Source organism: Bacillus sp. FSL K6-1003 (genome assembly GCF_037964945.1).
GTDB classification, from domain to species: domain Bacteria; phylum Bacillota; class Bacilli; order Bacillales; family Bacillaceae; genus Bacillus; species Bacillus mojavensis.
The window spans coordinates 3413664-3428551 of record NZ_CP150176.1 but is presented as its reverse complement, the minus strand read 5'-3'; the positions used below and the strand labels follow the sequence as shown (position 1 = coordinate 3428551).

Genomic DNA, 14888 nt, shown 5'->3' with positions numbered 1-14888 from the left:
CGTACAGTCTTTAGAATTTTTGTGCGTATTTTGTTATCATAAAGAGTAAGAAGGTACATAAAATTGTTTTTTTCTAGAATATACGCATTCTTTCATTATAATTCGACACAATTTGCAGATCAATTACATTTATAATAAAAATATATGACAACACCGTGACGGAGGGAAATTATGAATAAAATAAAGATGGATTCCAAAGTTCTGGATTCTATTTTGATGAAGATGCTGAAAACCGTTGACGGGAGCAAGGATGAGGTTTTTCAAATCGGGGAGCAGTCGCGCCAGCAGTATGAACAGCTGGTCGAAGAACTGAAACAAATTAAACAGCAGGTTTATGAAGTCATCGAGCTTGGTGATAAACTTGAAGTGCAAACCCGCCATGCACGAAACCGTTTATCCGAGGTCAGCCGCAATTTTCATAGATTCAGTGAAGAAGAAATCCGCAATGCTTATGAAAAAGCCCATAAGCTGCAAGTAGAACTGACGATGATCCAGCAGCGTGAAAAGCAATTGCGCGAACGCCGGGATGATTTGGAACGCAGACTGTTAGGCCTTCAGGAAATCATTGAACGCTCAGAATCACTAGTGAGCCAGATTACGGTTGTGCTGAACTATCTGAATCAGGATCTTCGCGAGGTTGGGCTGCTTCTTGCCGATGCGCAGGCAAAACAGGATTTTGGCCTGAGAATTATTGAAGCGCAGGAAGAAGAGAGAAAAAGAGTCTCGAGAGAAATTCATGACGGTCCTGCACAAATGCTGGCAAATGTTATGATGAGATCGGAATTAATTGAACGGATATTCCGAGACCGAGGCGCTGAGGACGGATTCCAGGAAATCAAAAATCTCCGCCAAAATGTGCGGAATGCCCTTTACGAAGTGAGACGGATTATATATGATTTAAGACCGATGGCCCTTGATGACCTAGGCCTGATTCCAACTTTGCGGAAATATCTATATACAACCGAAGAATATAACGGTAAGGTGAAAATACACTTTCAGTGCATCGGCGATACAGAGGAAAAACGACTCGCGCCTCAGTTTGAAGTGGCGCTCTTCAGACTCGCACAGGAAGCTGTGTCCAATGCGTTAAAGCATTCTGGATCTGAAGAAATTACAGTCAAAGTTGAGATTACAAAGGATTTTGTGATTTTAATGATAAAAGATAACGGCAAAGGATTTGACCTGAAGGAAGCGAAAGAGAAGAAAAACAAATCATTCGGCTTGCTTGGGATGAAAGAAAGAGTAGATTTATTGGAAGGAACCATAACGATAGATTCAAAAATAGGTCTTGGGACATTTATCATGATTAAGGTTCCGTTATCTCTTTGACTATGATTTGTAAAATAGAGCCAAAAGGCATATTGACCGAATACCAGAGTATATAGAACAATAATACAAGGAGGCGTGGCTTGTGACTAAAGTAAACATTGTTATTATCGACGACCATCAGTTATTTCGTGAAGGTGTGAAGCGGATATTGGATTTCGAACCTACCTTTGAAGTGGTAGCGGAAGGAGACGACGGAGATGAAGCGGCTCGTATCGTTGAGCACTATCATCCTGATGTCGTGATCATGGATATCAATATGCCGAACGTAAATGGCGTGGAAGCTACAAAGCAGCTTGTAGAGCTGTATCCTGAATCTAAAGTAATTATTCTATCGATTCACGATGACGAGAATTATGTAACACATGCCCTGAAAACAGGTGCAAGAGGTTATCTGCTGAAAGAGATGGATGCTGATACACTGATTGAAGCAGTTAAAGTAGTTGCCGAGGGCGGTTCTTACCTTCACCCGAAGGTTACTCACAACCTCGTAAACGAATTCCGCCGTCTTGCAACAAGCGGAGTTTCTGCTCATCCTCAGCATGAGGTCTATCCAGAGATTCGCAGACCATTACATATTTTAACAAGGCGGGAATGTGAAGTGCTGCAAATGCTTGCAGACGGAAAAAGCAACCGCGGAATCGGTGAATCATTGTTTATCAGTGAAAAAACTGTTAAAAACCATGTCAGCAATATCTTACAAAAAATGAATGTAAACGACCGGACGCAGGCCGTGGTGGTCGCCATTAAAAATGGTTGGGTAGAAATGAGATAGCATGAAACTGGACTTGCCTTTTTGAGGCAGGTCTTTTTTTAGGCTTCTGTTTCCCTTACAATAGAGTCATAAAGTGATAAGGCAGGTAAACGAAGCTATGAATATTGCAGTAGTAACAGACAGCACGGCATATATTCCAAAAGAAATGCGTGAACAAAATCATATACACATGATTCCTCTTCAGGTTGTTTTTGGAGATGAAACGTATCATGAAGAAACAGAAATGGACTGGGAAAGCTTTTATCAAGAAGTGAAAAAACATACAGAGCTTCCGTCCACTTCTCAGCCTGCGATCGGCGAGCTGGTTGCTTTGTATGAAGAGCTCGGCAAGTCATATGATGCGGTGATCAGTATTCATCTTTCTAGCGGAATTAGCGGAACGTTCAGCAGTGCAGCTGCAGCGAATACAATGGTCGATAATATTGAAGTATACCCGTTTGACTCAGAGATCAGCTGTCTGGCTCAAGGTTTTTATGCTCTGAAAGCAGCCGACTTGATCAGAAATGGAGCGTCATCTCCGGAAGATATTATAAAAGAACTGGAGGAAATGAAAAAAACCGTTCGTGCATATTTTATGGTGGATGATTTAACTCATCTTCAGCGAGGCGGACGATTAAGCAGTGCTCAAGCCTTTATTGGGAGTCTTTTAAAGGTAAAGCCTATTCTGCATTTTGACAATAAGGTAATTGTGCCTTTTGAGAAGATCCGTACACGCAAAAAAGCAATTTCACGGATTTACGAGCTTTTAAATGAAGACGCGAATAAGGGTATGCCGATGCAAGCTGCCGTTATTCACGCTAATCGAGAAGAAGAAGCATCGAAGATTATTGAAGAGCTCTCTGCAAAATATCCGCATGTGGAATTTTACAACAGCTACTTTGGTGCTGTTATAGGCACTCATCTTGGTGAAGGTGCAATAGGAATCTGCTGGTGTTTTAAATAAAAGATGAAATCTCCGTTTTAGTAGCGGAGATTTTTTTAAATTCTTTTTTTAGCTGTTAGACAGCATATTTTCATTCCGGCATAATGTCTCGCAAGGAGGCCGTACTATGCAGACTAAGACATCAGAATCGAACAGTCTATTCTCTAAAGAACTGCAGCAGCAGCTCCAGAGCCGTCATCTGCTTAGAACAGAAATCTCATTTTCTGACGAGATCATTGATTGGCATACCGAGCATGGTTATATATCTGCCGAGGAGTCATTATCAAAAAATAAACGGGGATATAGATGCAATAGATGCGGTCAAAATGATCAACAGTATTTTTCATCGTATCATTCATTTGGAAAAGATAAAGTTTACTGCCGCTCTTGTGTCATGATGGGCAGGGTGAGTGAGGATGTTTCTTTATATTCTTGGAGTAAGGAGGCGGAGGCAAACTGGAAGCCTATAAAACTGACTTGGGATGGAAAGCTTTCAAGCGGACAGCAAAAGGCAGCTGCCGTCTTAATTGAAGCAATTTCGAAGCAAGAAGAGCTCCTTATTTGGGCTGTTTGCGGCGCAGGTAAAACTGAATTATTATTCCCGGGTATAGAATTGGCATTAAATCTAAAACAGCGTGTTTGTATTGCGACCCCGCGCACCGATGTTGTATTAGAGCTTGCTCCGAGGCTGAAGGCTGCATTTCGAGGTGCTGATATTTCAGCTTTATACGGAGGAAGTGAGGACAAAGGGCGTTTATCTCCGCTTATAATTTCCACAACCCATCAGCTTTTGCGTTATAAAGACGCATTCGACGTCATGATCGTTGATGAAGTGGATGCTTTTCCATATTCCGCTGATCAAACCCTTCAATTCGCTGTCCAAAAAGCGAGAAAGAAAAACAGCACTCTTGTTTATCTAAGTGCCACACCTCCTAAAGAATTAAAAAGAAAAACGTATAAAGGTGAGTTGAAGTCCGTTCGCATACCGGCCAGATACCATCGGAAGCCGTTGCCTGAACCGCGCTTTCAATGGTGCGGAAACTGGAAAAAGAAATTAATCCGAAATAAGATCCCAAATGCGGTAAAAAGATGGATAGAGCAGCATGTAAAAGAAGGAAGGCCCGTTTTTTTATTTGTTCCTTCCATTTCTATACTGGAAAAGGCTGCTTCTTGTTTTAAAAATATGAATTATCGAACAGCGTCTGTACATGCGGAAGACAAGCTCAGAAAAGAAAAAGTGCAGCAATTTCGAGACGGTCAGTTTGATCTGTTAATCACAACAACAATATTAGAAAGAGGTGTCACAGTTCCTATGGTCCAAACAGGCATCTTAGGGGCAGAATCGCCCATCTTTACGGAAAGCGCGCTTGTGCAAATCGCGGGAAGGACAGGCCGGCATAAAGAACATGCAGACGGTGATGTCATTTATTTTCACTTCGGAAAAACAAAGAGTATGATAGAGGCAAGAAAACATATCAAAATAATGAATGAATTGGCTTTGAAAAATAAGTTGATAGACTAGTTAATATTTAAAAACATGATACAGTATACTCATATAACTAATGAGGAGCTGTAAAAATGCTTGTCAATTCAAAAGAGATTATGATGCAAGAACTTTTTGACCGATATATGGATCAGCTTCATATGACCTGCACTTGCCAAGTATGCAAAAATGATGTACTGGCACTTTCTTTAAACCAAGTAAGACCAGCTTACGTCACTGATGTAAAAAAGATTGCATATACGAAAGCTGAGCTGGTAGATAAACAAAAAAACACGGCGATGCTTGTGATTTTGGCTGAATCAGCTGCTGTGGTATCGGAGAATCCGAGTGATCAATGCGAAACGAGACAGGAGGAGGCTCTAAAAAACTGATCTGTCTATTATGTGATTCACAATTTTCTCAAGCTGTTTCATGGTGCTCACTATTCTTATTAAAACCTGACGACAGGGTCTGTCAGTCCTGCAGAAACAAATTACAGATCATCAAAGGGGCTATCTGTCCGCTTTGCGGCAGGCCTCAAACCGCTCATGAAGTGTGCGCGGATTGCGAGGCATGGAAATCAAGAATAGATGACGGCTTAAGGCTCAGCCAGAACCGTTCTGTTTACTTATATAAAGACATGATGAAAGAAACGCTTGCCCGTATGAAATTTAGGGGAGATGCAGAGATAATAAGCGCTTTTAAAAATGACTTTTCCTCTGAATTCTCTGCTGTCTATCCAGATAAACGCCTTGTGCTCGTTCCCATTCCGTTAAGTGAAGAACGGAAAGCAGAACGCGGCTTTAACCAGTCACAAATGCTTGCTGAATGCTTAAACCGGCCCATCCTCAATCCTCTCATCCGCCTGAACAATGAAAAGCAGTCTAAGAAAAAGAAAACGGAACGCCTGCTTTCAGAGCATGTTTTTGTAACAAAAAACAGCTCGGTTGAGGGTATGGATATCGTTTTAATCGACGATCTTTATACCACAGGCGCCACTTTACACTATGCTGCCCGCTGTTTATTGGAGCAAGGCAAAGCTGGTTCAGTGTCATCTTTTACCTTAGTGAGAAGCTAAATGATTCAATTTTTGTGCCGATATAATGTCTAGAAATTACTGCAGGCATATTAATGAATAAGGAGTAAAAATAATGGGTGAACTGGCGAATTGTCCGAAATGCAATGCTCTATTTTTAAAAACAAAGCTGCAAACCGTGTGTCAGGCGTGTATTAAGGAAGAAGAAAAATCATTTGAGACTGTATATAAATTTTTAAGGAAACAGGAAAACAGGCAATCAACGCTTAGCCGTATAACTGAGGAAACTGGTGTGGAGGAAGAGCTGATTTTAAAATTCATCAGGCAAAAACGAATTCAAATCACTCATCTGCCGAATTTGGCATACCCTTGCGAAAGGTGCGGGACATCGATTAGGGAAGGTAAGTTCTGCAAGGCTTGCCAGTCCGATATAAAGGGACAAATAGATCATCTGAACCAAGAATCCGCATTGAAAACAGAGCGAGAAAATAGTAAAAAAGACACATACTATGCCTATAATACCAAAAACAGCTGATTCCCTAAACTAACTGAAAACGCAGTCGATAAAAGGGTTAGATTGTTTAAAGACTGCAACGGAAAGCGAGAGGAATCCTATGAAAATCAATCAATTTGGAACACAATCCGTTAATCCATACCAAAAAAATTACGAAAAGCAAGCAGTGCAAAAAAATGCTGCACAGCCTAAAGATAAAATCGAAATTTCATCGCAGGCTAAAGAGCTGCAAAATGCATCCGACGCAGTCACTGGTTCACGCCAGGAAAAAATCGCGCAGCTAAAAGCGCAAATTGAAAACGGGTCATACAAAATAGACGCAAATCATATAGCAAAAAACATGATTAATTTTTATAAAAAGCAGTAAAAAAGGAGAAAGCCCATGTCAGCAAAGCCAATTATTGAACAATTGAAGCGACTTTGCGTTCTGCATGAGCATCTGCTCACGCTGTCTGAGGAAAAGACGGAAGCGCTCAAAGCCGGCAAAACAAAAGAGCTTTCTAACATTTTGACAAAAGAACAAAAATACATTCAAGCAATCGAACAGACAGAAGATGACCGGATTAAAGCGGCTTCCGCTTTTCTTGGATACAGCGAAAATAACACTATTTCTGCTTGTATCGCCAAAACGTCAGGCAGTGAAAAGGAAGAGCTTGAACTTTTGTTCGAATCTCTTACTAAAGTTCTCGGGCGTCTAAAAGAAGTGAATAAGCTGAATAGGCAGCTGACAAGAGATGCGCTGCAATTCATCTCTATTTCGTACGATATGCTGGTTCCTAAGGATAATAACTTTAATTACAGCAAACAGATTAAAGCTGAGCTTCCGAAGAGCAGCCGGCTGAAACTGTTCGATTCAAAAGCTTAGCGGAAAGGAATTCAGAATATGACATCTACCTTTATGGGGCTTGAAACTGCAAGGAGGGCGTTAAGCGCTCAGCAGGCAGCGTTAAGCACTACTGCAAATAACGTGGCAAATGCAAATACCGATGGTTACACAAGACAGCGGGTGTCATTAGAGGCAACCGATTATTTCCCTGCTGTATCAAAAAATGCAGAAAAAACTGCGGGACAAATGGGAACGGGTGTTCAAGGGAAGTCAGTTGAGAGAATAAGAGATATTTTTCTTGACTACCAATACCGTCTCCAAAACAGCAGTTCTGGATATTATGACACGAAGGCTAAAGCCCTGTCCCAAATGGAAGGGATTATGAATGAGACTGGTGGCAGCGGATTAAACAGTGTGCTAAATTCATTTTGGAATTCTCTGCAAGAACTATCCAATAATGCAAATGAGGACAGTGCGCGTTCTGTTGTCTCTCAAAAAGGACAGGCTGTTGCTGATACGTTTAATCATGTTTCTGAGTCCCTTACAAAAGTTCAATCGAATTTAAAAGCAGAACTAGATACTAGTGTACTAGATGTTAATTCACTACTATCTCAATTAAACAGTCTCAATAAGCAAATTGCACAGGTAGAACCAGTCGGTCTACTTCCGAATGGTTTATACGATCAACGTGATTTGCTGATTGATAAATTATCTTCAATTGTTGATGTCAAAGTGAGCTACAACAAATCAGGCGGGAATGCGCTTGCTTCTTCGGAAGGAACTGTATCGATCGAAATCCTGGATAAAAATAAACAGTCGCTGGGAACTGTTCTGGACGGCAAAAATTATGAGGTTTCAGAGCTGAAAGCTAACTATGATAATGAAACGGGCTTAGTGACAAGTATTTCAATTGGAGACACTGCTGTTCAAGCTGAGTCGTTCAGCAGCAATGGATCACTGTTAGGATTTATACAGTCTTATGGATATGTCACGGCAGACGGCAAAGAAAAGGGCATATATCCGGAGACGCTTTCTGATCTTGATCATATGGCGCTCGAATTTGCAAAAGCTTTCAATAAAGTACACCGAAATGGTCTGACAGAGAGCGGTGAAAAAGGCGGGGACTTTTTTGATTTTACCGGAGGTGAAACTGAGCCGGCAAAAGGCGCAGCAGGTAAGATTAAAGTCACTGACAGCATAATAGATTCAAAAGGCGCGAATATCGCTTTCTCACTTACTGGAGCAGCAAACGATAATTCAAACGCAACGAATTTAGCAAATGTGTTAACCGGGGACATCACTATTAACGGAAAAGAAACGAGTGTGCTAGATTATTATGCTGGTCTCATTGGCGAGTTGGGGATCAAAGCTCAAGAGGCGAATCGGCTGGCATCTAATACAGAAACACAGCTGAATGATGCAGACATAAACCGTCAGCAGATGAGCGCTGTTTCTTTAGATGAAGAAATGACCAATATGATTCAATTCCAACACGCATACAATGCTGCTGCAAGAATGGTAACGTTACAAGACGAAATACTCGACAAAGTGATCAATGGCATGGGTGTCGGAGGAAGGTAGGTAGATCAAATGAGAGTAACACAAGGGATGATTCAGCAAAACTCATTGAGATATATCGGTTCAAGCTACTCAAAGCTGGATAAACTTCAATCACAGATTTCTTCCGGAAAAAAAATCTCAAAAGCTTCCGATGATCCAGTAGTAGCTATGAAAAGTTTAAAGTACAATACGCAATTATCTCAAGTTCAGCAATACCAAAGTAATGCTTCTCAAGCCTTTACTTGGCTTGAAAACACAGAAACAAACATTACTGAAGGAATTGACATTATGTCAAAGGTCAGAGAGTTAGCTGTTCAAGCTCAGAATGACACCAATGGTGAAGCAGAATTGCAAGCAATTGGTGTAGAAGTAAAACAATTAAAAGAGCAGCTTTTAAATATTGCTAATACACAAGTGAACGGCAGATATATCTTCAATGGCACTAATTCAGATACACCCCCAGTTAAAGACAACGGCGACGGAACTTATACGATTTCTGATACCGCTGACGTTATTGTCAATATATCGGATAATATGTCATTAAAGGTGAACTCAGATCCGAAGGCAGCCTTTGGCGGTACTTCTAAAAGCGGACAAAATGTGTTTGAAATGCTTAATTCATTTGAGACAGCACTTAATTCAGGCTCTTTGGACGATGTGGACAGCGTTTTAGATGATATTGATCAATTTTCTGACGGTATGAGTGCAGAACGATCTGATATTGGAGCGAGATATAATCGTCTTGAACTGATTAATACAAGACTTTCAGCTCAAGAAGAAACAGCTACAAAAGTGTTGTCAGACAATGAAGATGTAGAACTGGAAGAAATAATAACTGAATTTATTGCGCAGCAAAGCGTGCACAGGGCTACTCTGGCTGTAAATGCGCAAATTGTTCAGCCTACATTGATCGACTTTTTAAAGTAAGCGGCTCTCAGGAGTTCGCTTTTTTTATAGTTTAGGAGGTAGAGTGATGCAAATTCCCAGATTGATTATGCATAGTGTTCAAGGGAAAATTGGTTTAACAACGACGCCTGCCAGCTTAAAAATGGAGCAGCCGCATGCCGACTTGGAAATTGAACAGCCAAGCGCGGAAATGGAAATATCGGTGACCCCGGGAAAACTCACGATTGACCAGACGCAAGCATGGGAAGAATTAGACAGAAAGCATATATCCAAAAGAATCGAAGAAGCTGCCCAACAAGGGCATCAAGATGTAATGGAAGGTATAGCCCGTACCGCAGAAGAAGGAGACGAGCTTATGAGAATTGAAAATAAGGGGAACCCAATCGCTTCACAAGCAAAGAGGAACTCTGAGATGCACCAAATTCAATTAGGCGAACATTATGCTCCTTCTCTTTCAAGGGTGAAAATACAATATACTCCGTCACAGCTTAATGTTCAGATTACGCCGCGAAAGCCTGTTATTCAGGCTGAACCGCATAAGCCGATTGTTGAATATACGCCGGGAAACGTTAAGGTTGACATGCTCCAATACCCTGATTTAAATATAGATGTAGAATACCCGAAAAAATCACTAGAAAAGTAAAAAGAAAAGGATCGTGAACAATGATCATTCATACTAAGTACCATGGCCAAATGAACGTGAAAGAAGAACAAATCATTCTTTTTGAAAACGGGATTCCAGGTTTTGTTGAAGAAAAACAGTTCGTTATTCTTCCGCTTTCAGAAGACTCTCCATTCGTGGCGCTGCAGTCCGTCACTTCAGAGAATCTTGCGTTCATCGTTGTAAGTCCGTTTATCTTTTTTAAGAATTATGAATTTGACCTTGATGAAGCAACTGCTGAACTTTTGGATATCGATAAAATTGAAGACGTAGAAGTCATGACATTATTGACTATGGCAGACCCGTTCGAAAAAACTACTGCTAATTTATTGGCTCCTATTATTGTGAATCGCAAGAACATGCTGGCTAAGCAAGTCGTTTTACACGACTCCCCATATACGACAAAGCATCCGATTGGAGGAGAATCATGCTAGTTTTATCGCGGAAAATAAACGAAGCGATTCAAATAGGTGCTGATATTGAAGTAAAAGTGATTGCGGTTGAGGGTGACCAAGTGAAAATTGGAATTGAAGCCCCAAAGCATATTGATATTCACAGGAAAGAAATTTACTTGACCATTCAGGAAGAAAATAACCGTGCGGCAGCGTTATCCAGCGATGTGATCTCCGCATTATCCTCACAAAAAAAGTGAGGATTTTTTTTATTTTTGTATTAACAAAATCATAGACAATCCGATATTAATGATGTAGCCGGGAGGAGACGCAAACACTCCGCCAGTTACAAAAAAACAAGGCACAAGGACGTGCCTTAACAACATATTCAGGGAGGAACAAAACAATGAGAATTAACCACAATATCGCAGCACTTAACACACTAAACCGTTTGTCTTCAAACAACGGTGCTAGCCAAAAGAACATGGAGAAGCTTTCTTCTGGTCTTCGTATCAACCGTGCAGGAGATGACGCAGCAGGTCTTGCGATCTCTGAAAAAATGAGAGGACAAATCAGAGGTCTTGAAATGGCTTCTAAAAACTCTCAAGACGGAATCTCCCTTATCCAAACAGCTGAGGGTGCATTGACTGAAACTCACTCTATCCTTCAACGTGTTCGTGAGTTAACTGTTCAAGCGGGTAACACTGGTACTCAAGATGCAACGACAGACCTTGTAGCAATTCAAGATGAAATTGATAACCTTCTTGATGAGGTAGATGGAATTTCTCAACGTACAGCTTTTAACGGTAAAAACCTTCTTGATGGTACGCAAACGGATGGATTCACTTTCCAAATTGGTGCTAACAAAACTCAACAATTAACTGTTAACATTGGTGATATGAGTACTACAGGTCTTGCCATTGCAAAAGCAGATTACAAGGTAACAACAGCTACAGCAGCTAACACAGATGCACTTTTAGATAAAGTTGATGCTGCAATTAATACTGTATCTTCTGAGCGTGGTAAACTTGGTGCGGTACAAAACCGTCTAGAGCACACAATCAACAACCTTGGTGCTTCTTCTGAAAACCTGACAGCTGCTGAGTCTCGTATCCGTGACGTTGACATGGCTAAAGAGATGAGCGAGTTCACAAAGAACAACATTCTTTCTCAAGCTTCTCAAGCGATGCTTGCTCAAGCGAACCAACAGCCGCAAAACGTACTTCAATTGTTACGTTAATTTTGATAAAGACCTTGGCGTTTGCCGGGGTCTTTTTTTATATTCCTAACTCCATATCTTTCCCCTTACTGTCTATAACCCGTGATATAATAATCGGATTCTCCACTATCTTATAAATGTATTTCCAAACAAGAATTCTAAAACAGATGAGTTTTTTTCCATAAATATGTGTAATCTTATCTCGACTTAGTCGATATAAACGATAGATTGGGACATAGGGGATGATCAATTGAATATTGAAAGGCTCACTACGTTACAACCCGTTTGGGATCGTTATGATACTCAAATACATAATCAGAAAGATCATGAGAGTGAGGTTCTTGTTCATCAAGTTTCATATACCAATCTTGCTGAAATGGTAGAGGAGATGAACAAGCTTTTGGAACCGTCGCAAGTTCACCTGAAGTTTGAACTCCATGAGAAGTTGAATGAATACTATGTAAAAGTAATAGAGGACTCTACAAATGAAGTCATCCGCGAAATTCCGCCGAAACGGTGGCTTGATTTTTATGCGGCTATGACTGAATTTCTTGGGTTATTTGTAGATGAAAAAAAGTAGATTAGGAGTGGTTTGAATGGTCACGAGAATAACAGGTCTTGCGTCAGGAATGGATATAGATGATATCGTATCAAAGCTGATGCAAACAGAAAGAGCGCCGCTTGATAAGCTGACTCAAAAAAAACAGACGCTTGAATGGCAGCGTGACAGCTATCGTGAAGTCAACTCAAAAATAAAAGAATTACAAGATTACATGTCTAAAAATACGTTGACATATCCAAGCACGTATCAGAGCAAGACTGTGACAAGCTCCAATGAGTCTGTGTTAACTGCTACAGGAAGCGCAAGTGCGCCAAACTCTTCTTCTACTGTTGAAGTAGCGAGTTTGGCAACCGCAGCGACGTATAAGGCAAATAATTATACTGGATACACACAAGGCGATTATAATTTGGCATTTAACGTTGTGGCGCCTGGCGAGACAACGGCAAAAACAGTGAACATCAGTGTGACGAGCGCCGATACGATTGATAATGTGATTTCTAAACTTAACAGTTCAGATCTAGGAGTATCAGCATTTAAAGATAAAATATGGAACGGTACAGAGTATGTAGAAACGATTGCGTTTTCTTCTAAAGCAACAGGTGCAGGAGGCAGCATACAGGCAGCAGACTCTGCTACATCCGACTTTATGTCCGGTCAGCTTGGTTTTTCGGTAGACGCTGATAATAAGCTCACTGCTTACAAAGAAGGAACAAATGCAAAGGTCACAATTAATGGCTTTGAAATGGAGAAGCTGACAAACAACTTTACAGTTAATGGCGTTACCTACTCGATCAAAAATACAACTGCAGCCACAGGCCCTGTTACCACATCTGTTTCCACTGATGTGGACGGGATTTATAACCAAATTAAAGAGTTTGTAGATAAATACAATGAATTGGTAGACAGCCTGAATGAAAAGCTGCAAGAAGAGAAGTACAGAGATTATACTCCGCTGACGAGTGAACAAAAAGAAGCAATGTCTGATAAAGAGGTAGAACTCTGGGAGAAGAAGGCAAAAAGCGGTTTGCTGAGAAATGATTCCAGCATCAGCACCGGCACGAACCAAATGCGGACTGATTTTTATACTCAAGTTAATGCGGATGGGAAAACCTATCAATTAACTGAATTTGGCATCACAACCTCAAGTACTTATCAATTGCGGGGCCATTTAGAGATTAATGAAGACAAACTGAAAGCAAAAATACAAGAAGATCCACAAAGTGTTGCCGCCTTATTTACAAACGGAACGAACAGCAGTGCCTATAGTGATAAAGGGATTATGAAACGTATCGGCGACACACTGAAAAGCACAGTGAAAAGCATTGAAGCAAAAGCCGGCAATTCAACAATGGGAGCAAGCGACTATTCAATTGGGAAGAATTTGCGTTCCATCAGTACTGAAATCAGCGATATGCAGGACCGATTGAACACAGTAGAAAACCGTTATTATAAAAAATTCAGTGCAATGGATTCAGCAATTCAAAAAATGAATGAACAAGCGTCCTATTTATCACAGCTTCTTGTACAATAAATGTAATTTGGAGGATGACACATGGCGATCCAAAATCCTTATGCAGCTTATCAGCAAAGTTCAGTGAATACCGCTACGCCCGGTGAACTGACGCTTATGCTGTATAATGGCTGTTTGAAATTTATAAAACTTGCATGCCAGGCCATTGAGAATAATGATATAGAACGTAAAAATGAAAATCTGATTAAAGCGCAAAATATCATTCAGGAATTAAATGGCACGCTTAACCGTAACATAGAGCTTTCCGGTTCAATGGGTGCGATGTACGATTATATTTACCGAAGACTGGTAGAGGCAAATATAAAAAGTGACAAGAGCATACTGGAAGAAGTTGAGGAGTATGTGACAGATTTTCGAGATGCATGGAAGCAGGCCATTCAAATCGAACGAAAGGACCGGCATGGGTCAGGCGGAATTGCATGAAACAAATAGATCAATTATCAATTGAAACGAAAAGTATGCTGTCACATATACAGAACACACCAGAGAGCGATGAACTTTTAAAGCAAATTGAGGACTTTGTGGCAAAACGGAATAAACTCATCGAGGACATCTCTTTGCCGCTCTCGGAAGAAGAAAAGAAGCAAATGAAACTTGTGCTGACATGGGATCAGCTTATTGTGAAGGAAATGGAAAGACTGAAGCAGTCAATCGCAGCAGAACTTCAGCAGGTGAAAAGAAAACGCGCGATGCATACGACGTATTTAAATCCTTATAACAACATCACAATTGACGGCAGATATTATGACAAGCGTAAATAGGTGAGTGCCTTGAAGAGCATTGAAGATTATACGCTTTTATCAGCTTATTATCATCTTCTTTTTACAATTGAGGAAGGGCTGTGCTATTTGATAGAGGCGGAACAGAATTTATCAAAAACAGAAGGGGATCGGATCTACCAAGATCTGATCCAAGCCTTTTTTTATTTGGATTCCACCCATTCAACTCTTCTTTTCGTGATGAACACGCGGTGCGCAGAAGTATGCGTTAAGGCTTTTGACGAGATTTTTGCAGAATTTGATCAATTGGTTTCTTTCTCATTCCCCTCTCATGAATTTTGCGAGTATTTAAAAGGACATTTTCTGAATCATTATAGGAAATGGATGCTGTCCATTCATCGATGTATGGAGCCCTTTGTGATCAATTGACTTTGTGTAAGGCATTTTTTCTTATTA

20 protein-coding genes are annotated in these 14888 nt (G+C 40.6%); all 20 read left to right on the top strand.

Features of this window, described 5'->3' with window-relative positions:
* Positions 1–171 precede the first annotated feature (171 nt).
* The 20 genes from degS to NSU16_RS17445 all read left to right on the top strand — a co-directional run bounded on the left by degS (position 172) and on the right by NSU16_RS17445 (position 14861).
* Positions 172–1329: a two-component sensor histidine kinase DegS gene (degS, locus tag NSU16_RS17540; protein ID WP_010332072.1), complete on the top strand. Its 1158-nt coding sequence runs from the start codon at positions 172–174 to the stop codon at positions 1327–1329.
* A gap of 82 nt (positions 1330–1411) precedes the next feature.
* Positions 1412–2101: a two-component system response regulator DegU gene (gene degU, locus NSU16_RS17535; RefSeq protein ID WP_003219701.1), complete on the top strand. Its 690-nt coding sequence runs from the start codon at positions 1412–1414 to the stop codon at positions 2099–2101.
* A gap of 97 nt (positions 2102–2198) precedes the next feature.
* On the top strand, positions 2199–3044 hold the full coding sequence (locus NSU16_RS17530) for a DegV family protein (protein ID WP_339191640.1): 846 nt from the start codon (positions 2199–2201) through the stop codon (positions 3042–3044).
* A 106-nt stretch (positions 3045–3150) separates the two neighbouring features.
* Positions 3151–4545 (top strand): ATP-dependent helicase ComFA, encoded by a 1395-nt coding sequence (gene comFA, locus NSU16_RS17525; protein WP_339191639.1) that lies wholly within the window; start codon positions 3151–3153, stop codon positions 4543–4545.
* 56 nt (positions 4546–4601) lie between these two features.
* A complete protein-coding gene (locus tag NSU16_RS17520) occupies positions 4602–4898 on the top strand; it encodes a late competence development ComFB family protein (RefSeq protein ID WP_326331979.1) in 297 nt (98 codons plus the stop codon).
* The gene (locus NSU16_RS17515; RefSeq protein ID WP_339191638.1) at positions 4862–5584 is read left to right on the top strand and encodes a double zinc ribbon domain-containing protein; all 723 of its coding nucleotides are present in this window, start codon (positions 4862–4864) and stop codon (positions 5582–5584) included. The genes NSU16_RS17520 and NSU16_RS17515 overlap by 37 nt, the downstream gene beginning before the upstream one ends.
* Before the next feature lie 73 nt (positions 5585–5657).
* Positions 5658–6077: a TIGR03826 family flagellar region protein gene (locus tag NSU16_RS17510; protein ID WP_198098075.1), complete on the top strand. Its 420-nt coding sequence runs from the start codon at positions 5658–5660 to the stop codon at positions 6075–6077.
* A 79-nt stretch (positions 6078–6156) separates the two neighbouring features.
* Positions 6157–6423, top strand: coding sequence for a flagellar biosynthesis anti-sigma factor FlgM (gene flgM, locus NSU16_RS17505; protein WP_010332065.1), 267 nt, complete (start codon positions 6157–6159; stop codon positions 6421–6423).
* A gap of 15 nt (positions 6424–6438) precedes the next feature.
* Entirely contained in the window at positions 6439–6921 is a 483-nt protein-coding gene (gene flgN, locus NSU16_RS17500; RefSeq protein ID WP_010332064.1) for a flagellar protein FlgN, read from the top strand.
* 18 nt (positions 6922–6939) lie between these two features.
* Positions 6940–8463 carry a flagellar hook-associated protein FlgK gene (flgK, locus tag NSU16_RS17495; protein ID WP_339191637.1) on the top strand — a complete coding sequence of 508 codons (1524 nt, stop codon included), beginning with the start codon at positions 6940–6942 and terminating at the stop codon, positions 8461–8463.
* 9 nt (positions 8464–8472) lie between these two features.
* Complete coding sequence (gene flgL / locus NSU16_RS17490) at positions 8473–9369, top strand: flagellar hook-associated protein FlgL (protein ID WP_326218445.1); 897 nt, start codon at positions 8473–8475, stop codon at positions 9367–9369.
* A 46-nt stretch (positions 9370–9415) separates the two neighbouring features.
* Positions 9416–9991, top strand: coding sequence for a DUF6470 family protein (locus tag NSU16_RS17485; RefSeq protein WP_339191636.1), 576 nt, complete (start codon positions 9416–9418; stop codon positions 9989–9991).
* Between the two features lie 20 nt (positions 9992–10011).
* Positions 10012–10443 (top strand): flagellar assembly protein FliW, encoded by a 432-nt coding sequence (gene fliW / locus NSU16_RS17480; protein ID WP_326218443.1) that lies wholly within the window; start codon positions 10012–10014, stop codon positions 10441–10443.
* The gene (gene csrA / locus NSU16_RS17475) at positions 10437–10661 is read left to right on the top strand and encodes a carbon storage regulator CsrA (protein ID WP_010332059.1); all 225 of its coding nucleotides are present in this window, start codon (positions 10437–10439) and stop codon (positions 10659–10661) included. The genes fliW and csrA overlap by 7 nt, the downstream gene beginning before the upstream one ends.
* Positions 10662–10807: 146 nt before the next feature.
* Positions 10808–11641, top strand: a complete 834-nt coding sequence (gene hag / locus NSU16_RS17470) for a flagellin Hag (RefSeq protein ID WP_268504544.1) — start codon at positions 10808–10810, stop codon at positions 11639–11641.
* A gap of 229 nt (positions 11642–11870) precedes the next feature.
* Positions 11871–12200: a flagellar protein FlaG gene (gene flaG, locus NSU16_RS17465; RefSeq protein ID WP_268504546.1), complete on the top strand. Its 330-nt coding sequence runs from the start codon at positions 11871–11873 to the stop codon at positions 12198–12200.
* A gap of 16 nt (positions 12201–12216) precedes the next feature.
* On the top strand, positions 12217–13713 hold the full coding sequence (locus NSU16_RS17460; protein WP_339191635.1) for a flagellar hook-associated protein 2: 1497 nt from the start codon (positions 12217–12219) through the stop codon (positions 13711–13713).
* A 21-nt stretch (positions 13714–13734) separates the two neighbouring features.
* The gene (gene fliS, locus NSU16_RS17455; protein WP_268472058.1) at positions 13735–14136 is read left to right on the top strand and encodes a flagellar export chaperone FliS; all 402 of its coding nucleotides are present in this window, start codon (positions 13735–13737) and stop codon (positions 14134–14136) included.
* Positions 14133–14474: a flagellar protein FliT gene (locus tag NSU16_RS17450; protein WP_010332054.1), complete on the top strand. Its 342-nt coding sequence runs from the start codon at positions 14133–14135 to the stop codon at positions 14472–14474. Before fliS ends, NSU16_RS17450 begins: the two co-directional genes overlap by 4 nt.
* A gap of 9 nt (positions 14475–14483) precedes the next feature.
* On the top strand, positions 14484–14861 hold the full coding sequence (locus NSU16_RS17445; protein WP_010332053.1) for a hypothetical protein: 378 nt from the start codon (positions 14484–14486) through the stop codon (positions 14859–14861).
* Positions 14862–14888 lie beyond the last annotated feature (27 nt).

What these genes read in the sequence shown, in the direction of transcription:
- degS (WP_010332072.1), top strand. Translation starts at nt 172, where the DNA reads ATGAATAAAATAAAGATGGATTCCAAAGTTCTGGATTCTATTTTGATG.
- NSU16_RS17530 (WP_339191640.1), top strand. Translation starts at nt 2,199, where the DNA reads ATGAATATTGCAGTAGTAACAGACAGCACGGCATATATTCCAAAAGAA.
- comFA (WP_339191639.1), top strand. Translation starts at nt 3,151, where the DNA reads ATGCAGACTAAGACATCAGAATCGAACAGTCTATTCTCTAAAGAACTG.
- NSU16_RS17520 (WP_326331979.1), top strand. Translation starts at nt 4,602, where the DNA reads ATGCTTGTCAATTCAAAAGAGATTATGATGCAAGAACTTTTTGACCGA.
- NSU16_RS17515 (WP_339191638.1), top strand. Translation starts at nt 4,862, where the DNA reads ATGCGAAACGAGACAGGAGGAGGCTCTAAAAAACTGATCTGTCTATTA.
- NSU16_RS17510 (WP_198098075.1), top strand. Translation starts at nt 5,658, where the DNA reads ATGGGTGAACTGGCGAATTGTCCGAAATGCAATGCTCTATTTTTAAAA.
- flgM (WP_010332065.1), top strand. Translation starts at nt 6,157, where the DNA reads ATGAAAATCAATCAATTTGGAACACAATCCGTTAATCCATACCAAAAA.
- flgN (WP_010332064.1), top strand. Translation starts at nt 6,439, where the DNA reads ATGTCAGCAAAGCCAATTATTGAACAATTGAAGCGACTTTGCGTTCTG.
- flgK (WP_339191637.1), top strand. Translation starts at nt 6,940, where the DNA reads ATGACATCTACCTTTATGGGGCTTGAAACTGCAAGGAGGGCGTTAAGC.
- flgL (WP_326218445.1), top strand. Translation starts at nt 8,473, where the DNA reads ATGAGAGTAACACAAGGGATGATTCAGCAAAACTCATTGAGATATATC.
- NSU16_RS17485 (WP_339191636.1), top strand. Translation starts at nt 9,416, where the DNA reads ATGCAAATTCCCAGATTGATTATGCATAGTGTTCAAGGGAAAATTGGT.
- fliW (WP_326218443.1), top strand. Translation starts at nt 10,012, where the DNA reads ATGATCATTCATACTAAGTACCATGGCCAAATGAACGTGAAAGAAGAA.
- csrA (WP_010332059.1), top strand. Translation starts at nt 10,437, where the DNA reads ATGCTAGTTTTATCGCGGAAAATAAACGAAGCGATTCAAATAGGTGCT.
- hag (WP_268504544.1), top strand. Translation starts at nt 10,808, where the DNA reads ATGAGAATTAACCACAATATCGCAGCACTTAACACACTAAACCGTTTG.
- NSU16_RS17460 (WP_339191635.1), top strand. Translation starts at nt 12,217, where the DNA reads ATGGTCACGAGAATAACAGGTCTTGCGTCAGGAATGGATATAGATGAT.
- fliS (WP_268472058.1), top strand. Translation starts at nt 13,735, where the DNA reads ATGGCGATCCAAAATCCTTATGCAGCTTATCAGCAAAGTTCAGTGAAT.
- NSU16_RS17450 (WP_010332054.1), top strand. Translation starts at nt 14,133, where the DNA reads ATGAAACAAATAGATCAATTATCAATTGAAACGAAAAGTATGCTGTCA.